This window comes from Psychroserpens sp. AS72 (assembly GCF_038900375.1).
Taxonomy (GTDB): Bacteria; Bacteroidota; Bacteroidia; order Flavobacteriales; family Flavobacteriaceae; genus Psychroserpens.
Genome location: NZ_JBBMRC010000011.1, coordinates 118,710 through 139,456, shown reverse-complemented (window position 1 = coordinate 139,456; position 20,747 = coordinate 118,710). Strand labels below are relative to the sequence as shown.

The 20,747-nt window shown below is 32.4% G+C and carries 20 protein-coding genes; 4 read left to right on the top strand and 16 right to left on the bottom strand.

Going from position 1 to position 20,747, the window contains the following annotated elements; translation table 11 throughout:
* The coding region (locus WNY78_RS16480) for a choice-of-anchor L domain-containing protein (RefSeq protein WP_342874320.1) at nucleotides 1-4,175 on the bottom strand (4,175 nt) is incomplete at its 3' end.
* A gap of 350 nt (nucleotides 4,176-4,525) precedes the next feature.
* On the opposite strand from WNY78_RS16480, the gene WNY78_RS16475 reads away from it, so the two are divergent.
* The 4 genes from WNY78_RS16475 to WNY78_RS16460 all read left to right on the top strand — a co-directional run bounded on the left by WNY78_RS16475 (nucleotide 4,526) and on the right by WNY78_RS16460 (nucleotide 7,385).
* Entirely contained in the window at nucleotides 4,526-5,428 is a 903-nt protein-coding gene (locus WNY78_RS16475; RefSeq protein ID WP_342874319.1) for a NifU family protein, read from the top strand.
* Nucleotides 5,429-5,473: 45 nt separating this feature from the next.
* Nucleotides 5,474-5,674, top strand: a complete 201-nt coding sequence (locus tag WNY78_RS16470) for a dodecin family protein (protein WP_342874318.1) — start codon at nucleotides 5,474-5,476, stop codon at nucleotides 5,672-5,674.
* A gap of 87 nt (nucleotides 5,675-5,761) precedes the next feature.
* Nucleotides 5,762-6,484, top strand: a complete 723-nt coding sequence (locus tag WNY78_RS16465) for a hypothetical protein (protein WP_342874317.1) — start codon at nucleotides 5,762-5,764, stop codon at nucleotides 6,482-6,484.
* 88 nt (nucleotides 6,485-6,572) lie between these two features.
* Entirely contained in the window at nucleotides 6,573-7,385 is an 813-nt protein-coding gene (locus WNY78_RS16460; protein ID WP_342874316.1) for a mechanosensitive ion channel domain-containing protein, read from the top strand.
* Here the strand turns inward: WNY78_RS16460 and tsaB are convergent.
* From tsaB to cyoE, 15 genes are all read right to left on the bottom strand, one after another.
* Nucleotides 7,382-8,056, bottom strand: coding sequence for a tRNA (adenosine(37)-N6)-threonylcarbamoyltransferase complex dimerization subunit type 1 TsaB (gene tsaB / locus WNY78_RS16455; RefSeq protein ID WP_342874315.1), 675 nt, complete (start codon nucleotides 8,054-8,056; stop codon nucleotides 7,382-7,384). The two genes, WNY78_RS16460 and tsaB, sit on opposite strands and share 4 nt — an antisense overlap.
* A gap of 27 nt (nucleotides 8,057-8,083) precedes the next feature.
* Entirely contained in the window at nucleotides 8,084-9,388 is a 1,305-nt protein-coding gene (locus tag WNY78_RS16450; RefSeq protein ID WP_342874314.1) for an efflux RND transporter periplasmic adaptor subunit, read from the bottom strand.
* Between the two features lie 5 nt (nucleotides 9,389-9,393).
* Nucleotides 9,394-10,716, bottom strand: a complete 1,323-nt coding sequence (locus tag WNY78_RS16445) for a TolC family protein (RefSeq protein ID WP_342874313.1) — start codon at nucleotides 10,714-10,716, stop codon at nucleotides 9,394-9,396.
* Nucleotides 10,717-10,770: 54 nt separating this feature from the next.
* Entirely contained in the window at nucleotides 10,771-11,928 is a 1,158-nt protein-coding gene (locus WNY78_RS16440; protein ID WP_342874312.1) for an efflux RND transporter periplasmic adaptor subunit, read from the bottom strand.
* A gap of 64 nt (nucleotides 11,929-11,992) precedes the next feature.
* Nucleotides 11,993-13,255 (bottom strand): ABC transporter permease, encoded by a 1,263-nt coding sequence (locus WNY78_RS16435; protein ID WP_342874311.1) that lies wholly within the window; start codon nucleotides 13,253-13,255, stop codon nucleotides 11,993-11,995.
* 1 nt (nucleotide 13,256) lies between these two features.
* Nucleotides 13,257-14,501, bottom strand: coding sequence for an ABC transporter permease (locus WNY78_RS16430; RefSeq protein WP_342874310.1), 1,245 nt, complete (start codon nucleotides 14,499-14,501; stop codon nucleotides 13,257-13,259).
* Nucleotides 14,494-15,195, bottom strand: coding sequence for an ABC transporter ATP-binding protein (locus tag WNY78_RS16425; protein ID WP_342874309.1), 702 nt, complete (start codon nucleotides 15,193-15,195; stop codon nucleotides 14,494-14,496). The genes WNY78_RS16430 and WNY78_RS16425 overlap by 8 nt, the downstream gene beginning before the upstream one ends.
* Before the next feature lie 134 nt (nucleotides 15,196-15,329).
* Nucleotides 15,330-15,557 carry a hypothetical protein gene (locus WNY78_RS16420; protein ID WP_342874308.1) on the bottom strand — a complete coding sequence of 76 codons (228 nt, stop codon included), beginning with the start codon at nucleotides 15,555-15,557 and terminating at the stop codon, nucleotides 15,330-15,332.
* 3 nt (nucleotides 15,558-15,560) lie between these two features.
* On the bottom strand, nucleotides 15,561-16,109 hold the full coding sequence (locus tag WNY78_RS16415) for a DUF420 domain-containing protein (RefSeq protein WP_342874307.1): 549 nt from the start codon (nucleotides 16,107-16,109) through the stop codon (nucleotides 15,561-15,563).
* A gap of 4 nt (nucleotides 16,110-16,113) precedes the next feature.
* Nucleotides 16,114-16,869 (bottom strand): SCO family protein, encoded by a 756-nt coding sequence (locus WNY78_RS16410; protein WP_342874306.1) that lies wholly within the window; start codon nucleotides 16,867-16,869, stop codon nucleotides 16,114-16,116.
* A gap of 48 nt (nucleotides 16,870-16,917) precedes the next feature.
* Nucleotides 16,918-17,631 carry a hypothetical protein gene (locus WNY78_RS16405; RefSeq protein WP_342874305.1) on the bottom strand — a complete coding sequence of 238 codons (714 nt, stop codon included), beginning with the start codon at nucleotides 17,629-17,631 and terminating at the stop codon, nucleotides 16,918-16,920.
* A 67-nt stretch (nucleotides 17,632-17,698) separates the two neighbouring features.
* Nucleotides 17,699-18,079 carry a cytochrome C oxidase subunit IV family protein gene (locus WNY78_RS16400; protein WP_342874304.1) on the bottom strand — a complete coding sequence of 127 codons (381 nt, stop codon included), beginning with the start codon at nucleotides 18,077-18,079 and terminating at the stop codon, nucleotides 17,699-17,701.
* A gap of 25 nt (nucleotides 18,080-18,104) precedes the next feature.
* Complete coding sequence (locus WNY78_RS16395) at nucleotides 18,105-19,082, bottom strand: cytochrome c oxidase subunit 3 (RefSeq protein WP_342874303.1); 978 nt, start codon at nucleotides 19,080-19,082, stop codon at nucleotides 18,105-18,107.
* Nucleotides 19,083-19,220: 138 nt separating this feature from the next.
* Nucleotides 19,221-19,802: a cytochrome c oxidase subunit 3 gene (locus WNY78_RS16390; RefSeq protein WP_342874302.1), complete on the bottom strand. Its 582-nt coding sequence runs from the start codon at nucleotides 19,800-19,802 to the stop codon at nucleotides 19,221-19,223.
* Between the two features lies 1 nt (nucleotide 19,803).
* The gene (cyoE, locus tag WNY78_RS16385) at nucleotides 19,804-20,697 is read right to left on the bottom strand and encodes a heme o synthase (protein WP_342874301.1); all 894 of its coding nucleotides are present in this window, start codon (nucleotides 20,695-20,697) and stop codon (nucleotides 19,804-19,806) included.
* Between the last annotated feature and the right edge of the window lie 50 nt (nucleotides 20,698-20,747).

Here is a 20,747-nt window from a genome sequence, read left to right as displayed (position 1 = left end):
TCTTCCAAGGTTTCGTGATAGGTCACTGCTGTGCTTAACTCTCCTCCTATAATTTCTAGAGTTCTATCTTCTAAATTGAAACTTGCAAATCCATCGTTATCTTCATCACATTCTTCTAAATCTGTTGGTGCTGTTGGTGATGGGATTGGGTTAACTCTTAATAATATCGTTGCGGTTGTGCTTACAAAGCAACCTGTCACATCATTGGTTGCCACCACGAAAATTGTTTGTGGATTAACCGTGTTTGTGTATGGACTCGATATTGGATTGGTTTGGTTATCTGCGTCTGCTTGTGTTATGTAATACGTTAAACTGATGCCTGTTTGTCCGTTGAGGATCTCATCGGTAGCATCTTCTAGCATGAAGGATTCCATCTCATCGCCTGGATTGTTGTCATCACATAATTCTAATGGTGCTGGCTGAACCAATACTGGTAACGCATTAACAATTAACTCTAATGTGGTGAGTTTGTAACATCCTGTTATATTATCTTCTACACGTACCCAAAGGATTTGATTGAATGCTGTGGTATTGGTATAATTGGTTGGGTTGGCAATTGGATTGTTTGGTAATCCTGCATTGACTTCATTTTCATAATAGCTTACCGTATATAATGTTGGATCTGCTAAGTTTTGAAGGATCTCTGCATTTTTACTGGTTAAATCAAATTGGGCAAATCCGTCTGCTGATAAATCATCACAAACTTCTAAGGCAGTTGGTGCTGCACCTAATTGTGGTGTTGGATTAACAATTAATATTAACTCTACTATCGTTGCACAGTTGGTAGCGATTGTTGAGCTTTCCACACGTGCAAATACCGTTTGCTGATTCACAACAATGTTGTTATAAAGACTTATTAGTGCGTTTACATTATTGTTAGCATCTGCCATGGTCTCATGGTAACTTACCGTTAATGTTGGATCGCCTCCTGTGATTTCATTTACTGTACTTGCTAAATCAAACTCCCCAAAACCATCACTATCTGGATCGCAATACTCTAATGGTAATGGTGTATTAGCGATTGGTGCTTGTTGTACGTTTAATATTAAAGTAGTTGTATCATAACAACCTGTATTAATGTCTTGTACTCTAATAAATATGATTTGACCATTGACTAAATTTGTGTAAGGTATTGGTAATGGGTTGGCATTTGCTTCTGCATCTGCTAAATCAATATGGTAGCTAACTGAATAATTTGGATTATTATCTGTGATTTCAACGTTTTTTATCGTTAAATCGATACTCGTAATACCATCTGGTGTTCCATCATCACAAACTTCTAATGGTGTTGGGTCTATTAAAGCTGGTAATGGGTTTACGATTAAATCAAAATTTCCAACATTGACACAACCTGTTGTTGTATTTGTAATATTCACAAAAATGGTTTGTGGATTACTCGTATTACTATAAAGATTTGCTAATGGATTTAATCCGTCTACAGCATCAGAAAGTGTATCGTGGTATGTTACTGTAACTCCTGTTTGTCCATCAATAGCTTCTGTATCTTTTGTTGAAAGATCAAATACTTCAGTTTCATCACCTGGTAAATTGTCATCACACAGTTGGTAATTTGATATTGTACCAACAGAAGGGATAGGATTTACAAACAACGTTAACTCAACAGTGTCTGAACAACCAGTTACATCGTCTGTAACTCTAACAACCATTGTTTGAGAACCTGCAGATATATTACTATATGGACTAGCTTGAGCATTTACTCCATCAATAGCTTCGACAAGAGTTTCATGATACGTTACTGTCATTCCTGTTTGAGCACCTAATATTTCAGCATCTTTGGTTGTTAAATCAAACATAGAGAAGCCATCGTTATCATCGTCACAAACTGCGTATTGAGTAGGAGCAATAGGAACTGGTAATGGGTTTACGATTAAATTTAGTGATGTTGTGTTGTAGCAATCTGCGCTAAGATTAGATTGAACTCTTACAAATATTGTTTGATTAAACATCATTACATTTGTGTAAGAAACTGGTAAAGGGTTTATTCCACTTACAGCATCATTAGAAGAAAAATGATACGATACAGAAACAGTTCCTGGATCTAAAACATCTATGACTTCTAGATTAGCATCTGTTAATGTGAACATTGCAAAACCATCAGTATTATCATCACACACTTGTAAAGGAGTAAGCGCTGTATTAATATTTAAATTGGTAAACTCCAGGTTAAAAAATGTTGTATCAAAACACTCCTGAGATAATTCTGCCATACGAGCAAAAATTGTTTGAGGGTTCGAAACATTTGTATATGGAATTGGTAGAGGATTGATATTATCAATCGCATCTTGTTCTGAAAAGTGGTAGCTTATAACAAAATCTAAAGGATCTTGAGTCCCTAAAATTTCAGTATCATTGTCTGTAAGCGTAAATTCACCAATTCCATCAGTACTACAAATACTTATGTTTGGAGGCGTATTTGCTATTGGAATTGGTTTAAATTCAACTATAACCGAATCATTAGCTTGACAAATCCCAGAAAATACAACATCCACAGCATATACTCCAGACTCAGTTACATTTAACGTAGATCCTGTTTCACCAGGAATTATAACTCCATCCTTATACCAAACATGAGCTGCAGTTGGCGTTTGAGTATCTAAAACAATGACTTCTCCATCACACTCTGCAGTACCAGCAGCAATTGTAATATCATCCCCTAAATCTCCACCTAAATCAAAACTTCCAGCTTTTAAAAATACTCCAGAGTCTAAAGAGGCATCAGATGCATCTGCAACAACCAATTTTATATGATATGTATCTCCTGGAATTACAGGTGATTGGGCTGTAAAAACAGCAGTACGACCATCAAAGCTCATTGGTGCTTGAGGAGGAGTAGACGTATCGTAAGGTACTGACATATCTGGCCATTGTGTATAACCTCCAAAATATTGTTCGTTTATGGCATTACAACCTGAATTATTTGGATGTATATTGGTTACTAATATTGGAGTGTTTGTTGCTGGTAAGACAGCTAAATTTGTAACATTACCAAGAGCATCTGTTAGTAAAAAAGCAAACGCATCTGAATAAGTACATTCAAAAGATCCACCATTAAATCCATTGTATTCTTCTGAAGCCATCAAAAAGTCAAAACTGATACTATCTGCAAGTGGCACAAAGTCAAATTCTATAATTGAGGCATTATTTGATGCGATACCTACTGCTGTATCTAAACCTGGATCACCAAGCCAATTAAAACCTCCATCACTTAAAGCATTATCGTTTGGACCTCTAACCTTACTTGCGTCTCCAGAAGTTAATAATATACCATCTGTAAACGGAAACAACGTTCCATCATTTATAAAATACCCAATACCATCAACATCTCCATAGTTAGTTCCGGTTGAAGATGTAATATTACTAATTTGAGCACAATCACTATTTATAAGTACGTCTTCAACTAGTTCTTCTATAGTATAAGTAGTTTGATCAACAACAATATTCTCACCAACGATAAATACTGATATTGTAGTGGTCTCTGTACAACCTATTGGATTATCATCAGTTACAATTAATGTCACAGTATAAGTGCCTGGAGCTGTATAGGTGTTTGTAACTGTATTACCAGTGTCTGTATTGGTATCTCCAAAATTCCATTCATAAGTTGCTCCTGTGCCAGATGTAGAAAAGTTTGCACTACCATTAAATGTAATGACTTCACCAACATTTGCTTGTACAGAACCTGAAGAATTCATAGCAGGTGTTGTACTGTCTATTGATGGTGTTATAGTTTGACAAGGTACTGCACAAATAATATCTGCTTCCCAACCCGTTGTTGTACCTGTAGCATTTGACACAAACTCTATGGTAATACAACCACTTGTATTTGTGTCTGAAGCAACTATAGTTCCTGGATTATTAGCTCCATTATAAGAACCAATTACTGGCGCTGAAGTATCATCTCCATCATAAATAGTTAATATGTCAACATTGAGTTGTGTACTAAAAGACAAGAAGTCTAAAATTATAAATTCTCCAGCATTAGGTGAACAAATAGTAGTAACAAGATTTTCATTACTTCCATAGGCACCTCCAGCTCCTCCTGAATCATAAAATTTATCTGGTGCACATCTATCGAAACTTCCATTTTGCATATTTAAGTCTTGTGCAAAGGAAAAATAAGAAAATAAGACAAGTAGTAAGTAAAGCTTTTTCATAGTGTTTGAAAATAGTTTTAAACTTATTATTTAACTTACAATCACCATATTAAATTAAATAGATGAAATCTATATCTTAAAATAAAATCACTTAAAAAAAGCAAAAGCTATCAAGTTATAGGTAGAGGTTTTAATAATAAGAGCGAAATTTAATAAAAATTAAAGGAATCACAATTGTTAAATCGTTATAATAATAACAGTTTAACAGTTTAATTTCCCAGCACTCTTTATAAAATAACTCTTGATATTGATTTTTATTTTAATCTTACAGTCAATTTTAAAAAGTTATGATAATCTTAAAATAGTATTAATTGAATATCTAGTTGCTTATTTTTGCAGAAACAAATTCAATGAATACGTATTCAATCTCCATAAAAGAAACTACAAACCCTTCAATTATTAAATTTGAAACCAATCAATTTATAACTCAACATGAGAGTTTTGAATTTAATAATATTGATGAGGCAAGTTCGTCTCCATTAGCTCAACAACTATTTTATCTTCCATTTGTAAAGAAAGTATATATATCAAGTAATTTTATTGCAATTGAAAGATATAACATTGTTGAATGGGTAGATGTTCAAAATGAAGTTGCAGCACAGATTGAGACCTATCTAAACTCAGGTGATGTGATTGTTAAAGTTTCCGCAGAAAAAAAGAAAACACCAGTAACCATATATGCTGAAAGCACGCCAAACCCATCTGTATTAAAGTTTGTAGCTAATAAAAAACTGGTTACAACTACACATGAGTTTACATCTATAGATGACACAAAATTTGCGCCTTTGGCAGCAGAACTTTTTCACTTTCCGTTTGTAAAAAGCGTTTTTATTGATGAAAACTTTGTGTCTATTACTAAGTTTGATGTTGCTGAATGGAATGATATAACAATGGAGCTAAGGGAGTTTTTAAGAAGCTATGTTGAAAACGGAAAAACAATTATTGATCCAAATGCTCCTGAAACCAAATCAAAACAAAGCGACCAATTAGATAATGATTATGAGTCTAGAGATGATATATCTAAAGAAATAATAAATATTTTAGAGGAATACGTAAAACCAGCAGTTGCTAGTGATGGTGGTAATATAGAATTTCAATCTTATGATCCAATAGAAAAAAAGGTGAAAGTAATTTTACAAGGTGCTTGTAGTGGTTGTCCATCTTCCACTTTTACTTTAAAAAATGGAATTGAAAACATGCTAAAAGAAATGATGAAAGATAAGGTTGAAACCGTTGAAGCTATTAACGGATAAATTTCACACCTTTATTATATAATTTTTAATTTAAAACAAAATCAAATGGCAGTATTAAAAGTAATTGAAGTATTATCAAATTCTGAAACAAGTTGGGAAGACGCAACTAAAAAAGCAGTAAAACAAGCTTCAAAAAGTGTAAAAAACATCAAATCTGTTTATGTACAGGAACAGAGTGCAATCGTTAAAGGTGATGATGTTACTGAATTTAGAGTTAATTTAAAATTAACATTTGAAGTAAAATAAAATCTAGATAATTATGCCTTATATGTATCCATATACCTAAAAGGCATAATTTTTGATATTAATTAAAAAACATATTTAAAAAATATTATGACAAAATCAACATTATTATCTCTATCACTAAGTCTTATAATGACTTTTAGTTTCAACTTCACTCAAGCCCAAGATGAAAATGGCGTAGGATCTAATTTAGCACTACCTTTATTCGATAATATTGGTGGAAATTCGATAGTAACTATTAATAATAAAAATAAAAAAGCAATAGGCTCTCCTTACCTCTATGAAAATTTTACAGTTGCAAAAATATCTGCAACACCTACAGAGGTTTATAACATAAGATATAATGCTTATACAGATGAAGTTGAAGTTAAAGTTAGTGAAGATAATGTGCAAAACTTCAATAAAAGTATAAGTAATGTTGTGATTACTTTTCTTACTGATGATTTAAAATTAACTCCTTTAAACTATATAGATTCTGATGATGGTATGCAAAGAGGATATTTTGTTCCTTTAACAGATTACAACGATAAAGTTAAGCTTTTCTCTAAAAAACAAGTCATTTATTTCAAAGCAAAGCCTGCAGTCACTGGTTATGACAAGGATAAGCCAGCCGAATTTAAAAACATTAGTGACACACACTTTATTTCTATAAATGATGCATATGCTCGTGAGTTACCTAAAAAGAAAAAAGAAATTGTTAAGTTGTTCCCTAAACACTCAAAAGAGATCTTGAGTTTTATCAAAGAGAATAAAATTAAGACATCTCGTGAAGAAGATTTAATACAGTTAATTAATTACGTTAACGCACTTTAATCACACAACATCTAATTCAAAACCCGAACGTTTTCATCTAACGTTCGGGTTTTTTCATTAATATTATACTCTAATAAAAAATTATATTATGGATTTACAAAAATGGATAGACAAAGGTTATGAGATCATCATTGATTTTGGACCTAAAATAATAGCAGCTATTGCTATATGGATCATTGGCTCATGGATTATAAAAACTCTTATAAAAGGGGCAAGAAAGACAATGAATAAAAGAGAGTTTGACCCAAGTCTTCAAAAATTTCTTTTGAATTTAGTTGGTTGGATTTTAAAAATAGTTCTCATTATAGTGATTTTAGGCACTCTTGGTATTGAGACAACTTCATTTGCTGCAGTTCTTGCAGCAGCTGGTTTGGCCATTGGATTAGCATTACAAGGTTCTCTTGGTAATTTCGCTGGAGGTGTATTATTAATGATTTTTAAACCAATTAAAATTGGTGATTTAATTGAAGCTCAAGGAGAAATTGGTGTTGTAAAAGAAATAGAAATCTTTACAACAAAACTTACTGGACTTTCAAATAGAGAGATCATTATACCAAATGCAGCACTTTCTAATGGTAATATTATAAATTATACTACCGAAGGAACTCGAAGAGTAGATTTAGTAATTGGTGTTGGTTATGATTCTAATATTAAACAAACAAAAGAAGTCTTTGATAAGGTTTTATCATCTAACCCTAAGATTTTAAAGGATCCTGCTCCAACAATAGCTTTATCTGAATTAGCCGATAGCTCATTAAATTTTGTTGTAAGACCTTGGTGTAAATCTGAAGATTATTGGGATGTATACTTTGGTGTTACCGAAGACATCAAAGAAGCATTAGATGCAGCTGGTATAGAAATACCTTATCCACATTCTGTTGAAATACATAAAGAAGCTTAAGATTTTTTAGGTTTTAATGCTATAAAATCTTTTAAATAAAAAGGTTCAAAATAGGCGACATCTTCGGTGTTGCCTATTTTATATTTATCATAAGCCAAAGCACTCATCTCATTTGCTGAAGGCAATTTATTATCTATGTAGATAGCGTTTTTGTGATTAATGATGGCTTTTGTTTTTTCAGTTCCATTTCCGACGAAAAAAACATTACCGTTTTCTAGTTGTTGCTTAAATGAAAATTCATCAAGTATTTGCGCTTCAATATCACGAAGCACATTAAATTTATGATCATAGATAGCAGAGTATACTTCCATACGTCTTGCATCTAACATAGGTATAATTACACCATTTTGAGCATCAACCTGATGCGCTAAAGCATGAAGTGTTGAGATAGAAATCAATGGCTTATCAAGTGCGTAGCACAATCCTTTAGCAGCAGAAACTCCAATTCGTAAACCTGTATATGAGCCAGGACCTTTGCTCACTGCGATAGCATCAATCTCACTTTTATTTATCTTGGCGGTTTTTAAAACATCATTAATAAAGACATGTAAAGATTCTGCATGAGAATAATTAGCATTATTATCTTCTTTTAAAACTAAAGTCTCTCCTTGTTTTGAAAGAGAGACTGAACAGTTTGTTGTAGATGTTTCTATACTTAATATTATAGGCATTACCTTTTTATTAATTAAATTTTGGCATTACTCTTCAGTAGTTTCTTCTTTTTTAGTCGCTCCACCTTTTTTCTCTATTTTATCTCCAGGCTTGAGGGTTTTTGAAACCATATTATATGGTCCTGTGATAATTTCAACGCCTTCACTCAATCCAGATACAATTTCAATATTTGTATCATCTTGAATTCCTGTCGTTACTTTTTCTAGCTTAGCGACACCATTGTCATTAACGAAAACACATTCAAATTTTTCTTCATCTTCAGCTTTTATTTCTTCGGAATCTGATGTTTTACTACCTGCTTTCTTTTTAGTCATTTCAGACTCTGTTTTAATTACAATTGAGCTAATAGGAACTGCAATAGAGTTATTACGTTTATTTGTAATAATATCTACAGTAGCTGTCATTCCTGGTCTGAATGGCGAATAAGATTCTGGTTTCCCTTCAATTAAATCTGCATAAGATTCTTCTAGAATTCTTACTTTAACTCTAAAGTTTGTAACCTGATCTGCAGTTAATGCACTTGCTGCTGAGTTCGCTATTTCTGTCACAACACCTTTAAATTCCTTTTTTAAATATGCATCTACTTCCACTATTGTAGAATCCCCAATTTGAACTTTTACAATATCATTCTCATTAACATCTACTTCAACTTCCATGTTGTTTAAATTAGCAACTCTCAAAATTTCTGTACCTGCCATTTGTTGTGTACCAACGACACGCTCACCTAACTCAACGTTAAGTAATGAAATTGTACCGCTCATTGGAGCATAAATGGTTGTTCTACCTAAATTATCTTTTGCTTCATTAACGGTTGCTGCTGCACTTTGCACGCTATAATAAGCAGAACTTCGTGATGCTGTTGCAGTTTCAAAACTAGCAATAGCTCTATCCCAATCTGCTTTTGAAATTACACCTCTTTCAAAAAGAGACTTGCTTCTATCATAATTTGATTTTGCTTCTTTTAAAGATGCATCTGCTTGTTCTAATCCAGCTTTTACATTTTGGTAAGATGCTTGAGATCTGCTTACTGCAGATTGTATTAAATCTGGATTTACACGAACCAAAAGATCACCTTTTTTAACTTGCTGTCCTTCTTTAAAAGGAAGATCTAAAATCTCTCCAGAAACCTCACTTGATATTTTAACCTCAACTTCTGGTTGTATTTTACCAGTTGCTGAAACGGTTTCAACAATATCCAATAAAGTAACTTTTTTTAACTCTACTTCTTTTGAATTTCCTTTGTTACCGAACATTCCCATTGATTTTCCTGCAATTAAGGCTATAAGCAATAGTGCAACAATTCCGAGAATAATTTTAGTACTTTTAGTCATGGTTTTTAAAACTTTAATTCTGTAGCTGGTATTCCGAAGTATAATTCGAGAACCTTTAACTTAAATATATAATCGTATTTAGCACGATTAACTTCAATTTTTGCATTATCAAATCTCAATTTAGATTGGCTGAAATCAAACGCATTTGTTAATCCAACATCATAACGTTCTTTCGCATAATCATAAGCCAGTTGCTGAGACTCTAGTGCTGTTGTAGCTGCTTCATAAGATTTCAAAGAACCTTTAGCATCAACATAAGCTTGATATACTGTAGATTCTAAATCTAATTCTGCTTGTTCTAATTGATACTTAGATTGCTCTAAGTTAATCTTATTTCTTTGAACATTTGCTTTTACTGAGAACCCGTTTAAAATAGGAATACTAACACTTAATCCATATCCAACACCATCATTTAAAGAAATCTGTTCTGTAAATGATATTGGATTAGAATCGGTATAACGTGTATCATAACCTAGAAAAGCTCTCAATGACGGCCAATTTGCTCCTTTAGCTATTTGTACATCTTTTTCTGCTAAAGCAACGTTTTGTTCTGCTATTTTAATTTCAGATCTACTCTCTTTTGCTTGTTCAATAATTTCTGTAACGGGTTTACTCGAAATGCCTTCATCAACAATATCATAACCTTCATCCTCAATATCAAAATTCTCATAATCTTTAATTAGGAGTAATTGTGCTAGATTGATTAATGAAATTTGAATTGCATTTTCAGCATTTACAATGGTTTGTTTCTCACTAGCATCTACAGCTTTTATTTCTAACAAATCGCCTCTTGGTAAAGATCCTGCTTCAACCAACTGAGTTGTTCTATCAATTTGCTCCTGAGTAACAGCATTTTGAGATTTTAAAACTTCTAGATTTGCTTTATTTAAAATCACTTGGAGATAACCGTTTGCTACAAAAAGTGAAATATCATCTTTCATTTTAGACAAATTATACTGTGCTGCTAATTTTGAAATTTCCGCACGTTGCACTTGCCTAACGTTTCTTAAACCATCAAATAAATTATAACCTAAATTAATATTTCCTGACGCAGATAAAAACGTTACTGTTGAAGAGTTACCAGTTGTTGGGTCAAAACTCAAACCTGTGTTTTTAGATACACTACCACCTGCATTTACTGTAGGTAGAAATGCACCAACAGCGGTCATTTTTTCTATATCTGTAGCTTTTAGTGATAATTCACTTTGCTTTACTGAAATGTTATTTTCTAAAGCATACTCTACACACTCGATGAGTGTCCATTTTTTATTTTGAGCTTGCGAGCTTATTGTTATAAGAACAATTAATATGCTGACTATTTTTTTCATAATTAATCTATAAGTATCTATATTTCTTAAAGTGTTACACTTATCGTAACATTTTTATTGAGCGAAATTTGGCATCCCTTGTATTTGGTTCCAAACTTTAATTTTATCCTCTTTTTTTATTCCACTTTTTACTTCTACAAATATACCATCACTAATTCCTAATTCCACCTCTCTTCTTTCAAATTGCTGGTCTCCAATTTCAATTTCAACATAAGGTTTTTTAGTCTCATTATCATATTGAACAAGCGCTTCCTTGATTGCTAAAACCTTATCTGCTTTTTCTAATATAATTGATGCGTTAGCACTTAATCCTGCTCTAATAAATGTAGAATCTATATTTTTAAGCGATCCTTTGATTTCAAATTGAATAGCACCATTCTCAGCAACTCCTTTTGGTGCAATATAATCTAATATAGCATCAAATTTTTGATCTTCAATGGCTCCAACTGTAATTTCTAATGGTAAACCTTCTTTAATTTTTCCAACTTCACTCTCATCAACCTTACCTTCAAAAATCATTTGCTTTACATCTGCAAGAGACGCAATAGAAGTTCCTTCATTAAAATTATTAGCTTCAATAACCTGGTTACCAGCTTTAACAGGAACATCTAGAACCATCCCAGAAACTGTAGCTCTAACTTGCGTTTGTGCAATATTTCCTAATCCGCTAGTTGTACCCGTTTTTATGATATCATAATTTTGACTTGCAGAGTTCACATTGATTCTAGCTTGCTCAACAGATTGTTTTGTCTGCAAATAAGTGTTTTTTACATTTTCAAAATCGTTTGCAGAAATCACACCTTTTTCAAACAGCGCTTTTTGTCTATCATAATTAGATTGTTGCGTTTGCAAATTAATTTTAGCGGTTTGATAAGCCGTTTGATTTGACGCAATATTGTTTTTGGCACTTGTTAATGATGACACATTAGGTATTACTCTAATTTGCGCGATCAAATCACCTTGCTTCACATATTCTCCAGCTTCAATATACACCTCTTCTATAACTCCAGAGATGTTTGGTTTTATTAGTATTTCTTCCTTCGGAACAATACTACCAGTTGCCACAGTTTTAACAACTATGGTTTGTTCAGATGGACTTTCAGAAGTATATTTTACTGGATCTTCTTGATTTTTTTGCCATAAATAATACAATGCGCCTCCAAATACGACGACGATAAATATCAATATGATTATAGTTCTTGTTCTTTTCATTGGTTGATGATTATATAATTTATTTTGATTTGATTTGATTTGATTTATTCTATTCTATTCTATTCTATTCTATTCTTAAAGCATCTACAGGCTTCATCTTTGTTGCACTATTTGCTGGAATTAATCCTGCTAAAACTCCAGATACAACTAATATTATTAAAGCAGTAAATACCACTTGCATACTTACACTTGGGTTTGCAAAATTTTCTACAGGTCCACCACTCATATCCAAAAGATAATTTAAGAACCAAATGAGCAAAGCACCAAAGGAGATTCCAACCATTCCTGAAAGAATAGTAAGAATTAAGCTTTCTTGCAAAATTTGTGATTTAATCATCCAAGGTGAAGCGCCAAGTGCTCGTCTCACACCAATTTCTTTAGTGCGTTCTTTAACGACAATCAACATGATATTACTAATCCCAATAATTCCAGACATGAGCACCAATGCACCAACAAAATAACCAACAATAGTTAAAATTGTAAACAACCCATTAACACGTTCAAATTGCTCAGACAAATCAAAATGACCAATAGCACGATCATCTTCAGGATGAATTTTATGTCTTGATTTCATTAAATCAAAAATTTGTTGTTTAAGCGTAGTTATGCTAGTTCCGTCTTCCGCAGTAATAGCCATCCAACCCACATTTTCTCCTCTATTAAATGCTTGACCAAACGTGGTAAATGGTATATAAATTGTACTTGCATCTTGTTCTCCATCACCTTGACTGTTGCTCATTTTAAAGGTCCCAACAACTAAGAAGTTGACACCATTAATCTTGATGTATGTCCCTAAAATATCTTCTCCTTTATCATAAAGTCCACGTTCTACACCTGTTCCAATGACACATATTTTACGTTTAGACTCAATATCTGAATAACTTATAAAACGGCCTTGTAAGATATCCATAGGTTGCTGCTTTATATATTCAGGGTAATCACCATAAATTTCAAAAGCACCTGTTTTAGTTCCTCTTACAACATTATTAGCACCATTATATCCACCTAATTGATTTCTAGGTGATACATATTTAATATTTGGCACTCCAGATTTTATAGCTTCTACATCTCCAATTTTATAATTAAACCAACGTCCTTTAGGCAATCCTTTATATGGTTTAGATGTGCCTTGCGTCCACATAAACATGGAGTTTGTAGCAAAATCGCCAAAATCTGCAGTAACTCCATTTTTAAGTCCATTGGTTAAAGCCAATAAAACTACCAGAATAAAAATTCCCCATGCCACACCAAAAGCTGTCAAAAAAGTTCTGAACTTATTTGCATTTAAAGCTTCTAATATTTCGTCCCAACGGTCTCTACTAAACATACTATTCGTCTCTTAATGCTACAATAGGTTTTATTTTTGCTGCTCGATATGCTGGTATAAATCCTGCTAAGGCTCCAGCAATTACTAATAAAAATACAGTTGTTAATGCTATGTTGAAATCAACTTGAGGATACTTAATGAAATCGCTTTCTATTTGAGGACCGACTAATTCTAGAAGTCCCAATCCAAAAATTAATCCAAACAATCCTGCAAACATAGTTACAAAAACAGCTTCTTGTATAATCATACCAACAATAGACATTGGTAATGCTCCTAAAGCTTTTCTAATTCCAATTTCTTTGGTCCGTTCTTTTACGATGATTAGCATGATATTACCAACGCCAACAATACCTGCGATAATAGTACCAATACCTACAAACCAAAATACGGATTGAATCATACCAATTAAAGAGTAGATTTTTTTGGCTTCTTCTAATGTATTAAATACACGAACTGCACTCGTATCATCTGGAGCCACAGTATGCATTAGCTTTAATTCAGTTTCAACAGCATTAGCCATACTTTGAGATAACGCAACAGCTTCGTCAAAATTATCAGACATTTTTACCGTAAACAACATATTTCTAATGTTATCACCTGCATTAAACACTTTTTGTGATGTGGTTAGAGGAATGTAAGCTTGCTGCTCTTCACGTTCTCCTCCTGGATCTACAAATACACCAATGACTTTAAAGTTCATTCCAAAAATTGAAATATTTTTATCAATTGGATCTTCACCTTTAAATAAATCTTGTTTTAGTTTACGACCAATTACTGCAACTTTTCTGTTGTCACTTAAATCTGATTGATTTACAAATCGTCCAGATTCTATTTCAGCATTTTCAATAAATTGATGATCTGGCATTGCGCCTCTAACTCGATAATTACCTGTTTCATTTTTATAAGCAACTTCTGCTCCCCAAATGGCATACAAAGACGTTTTATACTCAATATTGTCTTCATATTTTTGAGAGATCATTTCGAAGTTATCGTTTTTCATCTGAATATAACGACCAGGATTTAGACCTTTATAGCCTTTTGTAGTTACTCCTGTCCAAACTGTAATTAAATTAGTAGCATCTTGCTCAAATTGAGACTTTACACCGTTTTCAATACCTTTACTAAAACCGAGAAGCACCACCAAAATAAAAATTCCAGAAGCTACTGATAGTCCTGTTAAAAACGTTCGCAATTTATTTTTGCTCAACGTCTCAAAGATTTCTTGCCAACGTTCTATATCAAACATGTAATGAAGCTCTAACTTGTTCTACTGGACTATCGTCAATAATCAATCCATCTTTAAGATTAACAATACGCTTAGTCATTTGTGCTATATCGTGTTCGTGCGTGACGACTAGAATCGTTTTTCCTTCATCATTAATACCTTGAATGAGTTCCATAACTTCATAAGAGGTTTTAGTATCTAAAGCTCCTGTTGGTTCATCTGCTAACAACACTTTTGGATCACTAGCTAATGCTCTTGCAATAGCTACACGCTGTTTTTGACCACCAGATAATTCACTTGGTAAATGATGCGACCATTGTGCCAAACCAACTTTCTCTAAATAGTGCATAGCTCTTTCTGTGCGCTCTTTCCGTTTTACACCTTTATAGTATAATGGCATAGACACATTATCTAAAGCACTTTTATAATTTATAAGATTAAAGGATTGAAAAATAAAACCAAGAAATTCATTTCTGTATTTAGCTGCAATTTTCTCGTTTAAGTTTTTTATTGGCACATTATCAAGAATGTATTGACCTTGATCTGCCTCATCTAACATTCCTAAAATATTAAGTAATGTTGATTTTCCTGATCCAGATGAACCCATGATAGAGACTAATTCCCCTTGTTTTACGTCAAAATTTATACCTTTTAAAACATGAAGCGAGTTGCTTCCCATGTGGTAAGACTTGTGTAAATCCTTGATTTGAATCATAATGTGGTTAGTTAATTCTAACAAACTTAACTAAATCACTAGATGATTTATCCTAAGTATTTGTTAAGAATTAGATTTTTGATTGATATATATAAGACGTTCTAATATCAAAAATGTTACAGTTTTACTGAAAATTATTTAATTTCTTTTTTACTTCGGAAAAATTTCCAGTAAATCATAAATCCAATTCCTGCAACTAAAAGATAAGGAATTGCCATTAAATACATGATGCCATCATTAACACCTTCTGCTGTAGTTTGACCTTCTTCACTTTCTAAGACTGCTCTACACATTGCACATTGTGCGTTACTTTTTAAAGAAAAGAGAAAAGAAAATAGAAAAAGGAGGAGTTTCTGCTTCATGTCTTAATTATAATATGGTGAAATCATCACATACACTATAACACCAGTTACAGCAACATATAACCACAACGGAAATGTAATTTTTGCTATTTTTTTATGACGCTCAAAATTATTTGTAATGGCACGTACATAAGTAATCAACACGAATGGAATAATTACAATTGATAACAAAATGTGAGTTAACAGTATAAAATAGTACACATATTTAATCGTGCCTTCACCACCAAATTTTGTAGAATCACTTGTCATGTGATAGGCAACATACATCACCAAAAATGCAACTGATAATATAATTGCAGTTTTCATTAAACGTTCATGTAACTTTCTGTTTTTCTTTTTAATAGCAATTACTGCAAAGATTAAAACAAAAGCAGTTAGTCCATTAATTGTAGCATAAATTGGAGGTAAGAATGTTAATGGTTCTACTTCAATTCCAAAATCTTGTAGTTTCATTCTTGATAAAATTGCAACCACAACAGGAATCACGATAGCCAGAACAACAATCCATTTGTTATATTTTTTTTCTTCGGAAGTATTTTCTAAACTACTCATAATATTAATCTTCTTTTAAAAGTTTAGCAATATCTGCTTTAAGCATACTTATTTCTTCGGTTTCTCCATCGTCATCAACTTTCTCTTCTTCGGAAATGATGCCTTTATAGAAAATTTTGGGGTTTCCAAAGTTATCTTGTCTTGATCGCATAAACCCGTTTTTATCTATGAGTGCAAAATTTCCTGAATGTTCAAATCCGTCTTCAACATTTGGATTTTCTCCAGCATAGATATTGAAACCAATATTTGCCAACTCATAAATAGCATCCTTATCACCAGTCATAAAATGCCAGTTTGGATTAGTTACCTTATGATTTTGAGCATATTTATTTAAAACTTCTTGCGTATCATATTCTGGATTTATTGTAAAAGAAGCAACACCAAAATCTTTAGAGTCTGTAAACGTATTTTGAATTTCTACTAAGTTTCGATTCATCTTAGGACAAATTGATCCGCAGGTTGTAAAGAAAAATTCTACCAAGTATACTTTACCTTCATAATCTTTGTTAGTAATCGTATTTCCGTGGTGATCAACAAAGGAGAAAGGCGGCACTTTTTTAGCTTCGCCATTAATCTCTAAAAACATTAAATCTGACACAAAACCTTCAGCATTTGCTGACACATTTTTTGATCTACTTTCAGTTCTAGTGATATCTCCACCTTTAATTCTATCCACAATTTTAGGAACAAAAATAATTCCGAAGACCAAAAGAATAAAGGCGATCCCAACGTATGAATAGTTTGTTTTTTTTGTACTCATAATGTTATATATAAATTCAAATCACCATTTAGAACATGGTGAATTTGATTAATTAGTTTCTATTAAATCTTGTGCTCTTCGTGATGCAGAATCAAATTCACCTTTACGTTTTTGACGATACTCTGTAAATAAAATTCTTAAATCATCACTCATTTTATTTTTTATTTCGGCAACTTCAATACAATCGTAAGAATACAAAGGATACGCTGACTCCTTTTGTTCTTTCTCTTTATCTGTTCTATCATCCAATCTACCACGTTGTTTTAAATCTTGATCTATTATAAACACATGATCTGAAAACAGATTATCGTCTAAAGACTCTTCTGTTTTAAGACTATCAAAAATTCTTTTAATATCATTTGGTTGTCCAAAAACATAATGCCAAAAACGCATGTCATCGTAATTATTTATTTCGCTTTGAAGCTGCTCTGCTTTGTCTTCAGAGCCTTTTGGCAATACAATTACAATTTGAAATTTTTTAAAGCCTTTAAACTTATCATAAACAAGTTCTTTAAGGTTTGAAGCTGCAATGACTTGGTTTTCTGGCTCATTTCCGAAGAAAGCAATAATAGAAATATGGTCTTTAAAGAGGATTTCAGCTTCAGAATTTGATGTAAACAATTCTATATCTGCTACATTTTCATCTACTATATTTAAAGGATCATAATTGTGTGTAGATGGATAAAGCATCAACAAAAATGCGACTGGCAAAAAGAATAAAATGCCTAGTACTATATAACGTTTAATTTTGCTTTTTTCCATAGTGCAAAAATAAAAAAAGACGGTTTAAAAACCGTCTTTTCGTATACTTTATAATGATGGTAATGTGTTAAAAATCTTTTTTAACATAACCATTAGAGTAAACACTTTCTATATAACCACCTTCTTGTAATAAGATAAAGATTAAATAGCAAATTAAGAATATAGCAGTCCAAACCACCATACGTCTCAATGCTTTAGTTTCATCTCTCATGTGCATAAAATCCCAAGTAATATAATATGCTTTTACAAGAGTTAATATAATGAAAATCCAGTTTAAAATCTTCATCCCTAGAACTTTTCCCATCAAAGACTCTGGCTTATAAATACCTAAAATAACTTCAATACCTGTAACTATTGTCAAGAAAATTAGTACACCCCAAATTTTTTGGGTGTTAGATTTAAACTTAACTAAACCTCTAAATATTTCTAATTTATGTGCGTGTGCCATGTGTGTTTTATTCTATTTTATAAATTTAAACTAGGTAGAAGAATGTAAATACAAATACCCATACTAAATCGACAAAGTGCCAATATAAACCAACTTTTTCCACCATTTCGTAGCTTCCACGTCTCTCATAAGTACCAAGTATAACGTTAAAGAAAATGATGATATTTATTATAACTCCAGATAATACGTGAAAACCGTGAAAACCTGTAATAAAGAAAAAGAAATCTGCAAATAATGATGTTCCATATTCGTTAACCTTAAGATTAGCGCCTTGTACAACCAATACACCTTCTTTCTTTAACTTAGCAAGTGATTCTTCTCTTGTTAATACTGTTTTATGACCTTCTTCATTGATAATTTGAGTTCTCACAACAACATCAGGATTGGCTACTAAACCATTGTAAACTTCATCAACAGTGTATGCAGGTAATGTCCCTTCATCCACGAACCAAAGTCCATTTTTACGTTCATGTGCTACACGTTCTCCATGCGCATCTATTGCAATATCGCTAATAGCAACTCTATGACCAGTATTATCTACTAATTGAAGAATATTTCCTCCTTTAGTTTGTACTGCACCATAATCACCTTTAATAAATGTTCCCCATTCCCAAGCTTGTGAACCTACGAATATTAAACCACCAATTATAGTTAAGAACATGTACCATGTTACTTTGGTTTTGTTCATGTGATGTCCAGCATCAACAGCTAATACCATTGTTACAGATGACATAATTAAGACAAATGTCATAAAAGCCACATATATCATTGGATAGTTTCCGTGAAAAAACGGAACGTGCGTAAACACCTCATCTGCTATTGGCCAAGAACCAATGTATTTAAAACGTGAAAATCCGTAAGCCGCTAAAAATCCAGAAAACGTTAAGGCATCAGATACGATAAAAAACCACATCATCATTTTACCATAACTTGCTTTTAGTGGTTGATTTCCTCCACCCCAAGTTTTGCCTTCTGCACCAGTATTTGCTACTGTAGTATCCATATAAAGCATTTAGTTATTAAAAGTTGCACAAAAATAATCATTTTATCTATGTAAAAAAACATCCGATTCTAAAAATTCAAAACATAGGTCTTTACTAGACTAAATCATGAGTTCTACACTATAAAAATGATTGAAAAATTAAACGAAATATGTTAAAAATAAAAACAAGAATAACCACAGTATATCTACAAAATGCCAAAAGGTAGCAGAAAGCTCCATACCTAGCATTTTGGTGGCTGTATATTTTTGTTTAAAATGATTATAAATTACAACCAATATAGAGATTAATCCTACTGCAACGTGTAAAATGTGAACGAATGCAATAACATAGATAAAACTCATGGTCACATTAGAAGTTTCTCCTGTGAAATAATAACCAGAAGCTACAATTTGTTTGAAACCTTCAAATTGACAAATTATAAATGCAACTCCAAGGCTAAAAGTGACAAGTAACATTACTGTTGCTAAACTTCTATTACTATTTTTTATAGCTTTTTTTGCTAGAATATAAGTGATACTACTAATAATAATTAAAATACAACTAATTAAAAATGCTTGAGGCAATTCAAAATTATGCATCCAATCTTCACGCTTTCTACTTACTAAGACTGCACTTGTTAATCCTGCAAACGACATAATTAACGAGCCAATACCAAAGATTAGCATCATACGTTTAGCTCTATCGTTTTTTTCTTCTAATGATCCTTGTGTTAAATCCATTCTATCTTATAAATTTATCTGCAACGTAAACAATTTGTATTAGTGATATATATATTACACTAGAAAGCATCAATTGTTTGGCTGCTATTGCAGTTCTCTTTTTAAATAATTCAAAGGCATAATACAACATTACTAATCCTAAAAGCAAGACAATTACAGCTGCTACTATAGACAATTTTAAATCTCCAGTGACACCAAAAACGGGTACTATAGATATGAGTATCATCCAAATAGTGTACATAATCGTTTGTACTGCTGTACCTTTATCTCTTTTTCGGGTTGGTAACATATAGAAACCTCCTTTTGCATAATCATCAAATAAAAACCAGCCAATAGCCCAAAAGTGTGGGAATTGCCAAAAAAACTGTAAAGCGAACAAGGTTCCAGGTTCAATACCAAATTCATTTCTTGCTGCAACCCAACCTAACATAAACGGAATAGCACCAGGAATAGCACCAACAAAAACAGATAATGGTGTTTTGGTTTTTAAAGGTGTATAAACACACGTGTAAATAAAAATCGATATAGCACCATACATCGCAGTTCTTTCATTGATGATATAAAGTACAGTAATCCCTAAAACAGTGAAGATTGTTGCGATTATAAATGCAGAGCGCACACTCATTCTACCAGCAGGTATCGGACGATTTTTTGTACGATCCATCAGCACATCCAAATCTTTTTCTATAATTTGATTAAATGCGTTAGAAGCGCCAACCATAAAATAACCACCAAAAGCTAACAAAGTCAATGTATAGAAATCCACTTCAATAGCACCAAGTAAATAACCAGAAAGCGCAGAAAACACGACACTTAAGGATAGTCTCATTTTAGTAATTTCCTTAAAATCGGAAATTAAAGACACTTGGTTTACAGATGATTTTACAGTACTCAATTTGAGATATTTTATTGCGTTTGCAAAGATACTTTTAAAAAAGGTTTTGG

Coding starts and splice junctions, on each gene's coding strand:
- WNY78_RS16475 (WP_342874319.1), top strand. CDS start 4,526: ATGAATACGTATTCAATCTCCATAAAAGAAACTACAAACCCTTCAATT.
- WNY78_RS16470 (WP_342874318.1), top strand. CDS start 5,474: ATGGCAGTATTAAAAGTAATTGAAGTATTATCAAATTCTGAAACAAGT.
- WNY78_RS16465 (WP_342874317.1), top strand. CDS start 5,762: ATGACAAAATCAACATTATTATCTCTATCACTAAGTCTTATAATGACT.
- WNY78_RS16460 (WP_342874316.1), top strand. CDS start 6,573: ATGGATTTACAAAAATGGATAGACAAAGGTTATGAGATCATCATTGAT.
- tsaB (WP_342874315.1), bottom strand. CDS start 8,056: ATGCCTATAATATTAAGTATAGAAACATCTACAACAAACTGTTCAGTC.
- WNY78_RS16450 (WP_342874314.1), bottom strand. CDS start 9,388: ATGACTAAAAGTACTAAAATTATTCTCGGAATTGTTGCACTATTGCTT.
- WNY78_RS16445 (WP_342874313.1), bottom strand. CDS start 10,716: ATGAAAAAAATAGTCAGCATATTAATTGTTCTTATAACAATAAGCTCG.
- WNY78_RS16440 (WP_342874312.1), bottom strand. CDS start 11,928: ATGAAAAGAACAAGAACTATAATCATATTGATATTTATCGTCGTCGTA.
- WNY78_RS16435 (WP_342874311.1), bottom strand. CDS start 13,255: ATGTTTAGTAGAGACCGTTGGGACGAAATATTAGAAGCTTTAAATGCA.
- WNY78_RS16430 (WP_342874310.1), bottom strand. CDS start 14,501: ATGTTTGATATAGAACGTTGGCAAGAAATCTTTGAGACGTTGAGCAAA.
- WNY78_RS16425 (WP_342874309.1), bottom strand. CDS start 15,195: ATGATTCAAATCAAGGATTTACACAAGTCTTACCACATGGGAAGCAAC.
- WNY78_RS16420 (WP_342874308.1), bottom strand. CDS start 15,557: ATGAAGCAGAAACTCCTCCTTTTTCTATTTTCTTTTCTCTTTTCTTTA.
- WNY78_RS16415 (WP_342874307.1), bottom strand. CDS start 16,109: ATGAGTAGTTTAGAAAATACTTCCGAAGAAAAAAAATATAACAAATGG.
- WNY78_RS16410 (WP_342874306.1), bottom strand. CDS start 16,869: ATGAGTACAAAAAAAACAAACTATTCATACGTTGGGATCGCCTTTATT.
- WNY78_RS16405 (WP_342874305.1), bottom strand. CDS start 17,631: ATGGAAAAAAGCAAAATTAAACGTTATATAGTACTAGGCATTTTATTC.
- WNY78_RS16400 (WP_342874304.1), bottom strand. CDS start 18,079: ATGGCACACGCACATAAATTAGAAATATTTAGAGGTTTAGTTAAGTTT.
- WNY78_RS16395 (WP_342874303.1), bottom strand. CDS start 19,082: ATGGATACTACAGTAGCAAATACTGGTGCAGAAGGCAAAACTTGGGGT.
- WNY78_RS16390 (WP_342874302.1), bottom strand. CDS start 19,802: ATGGATTTAACACAAGGATCATTAGAAGAAAAAAACGATAGAGCTAAA.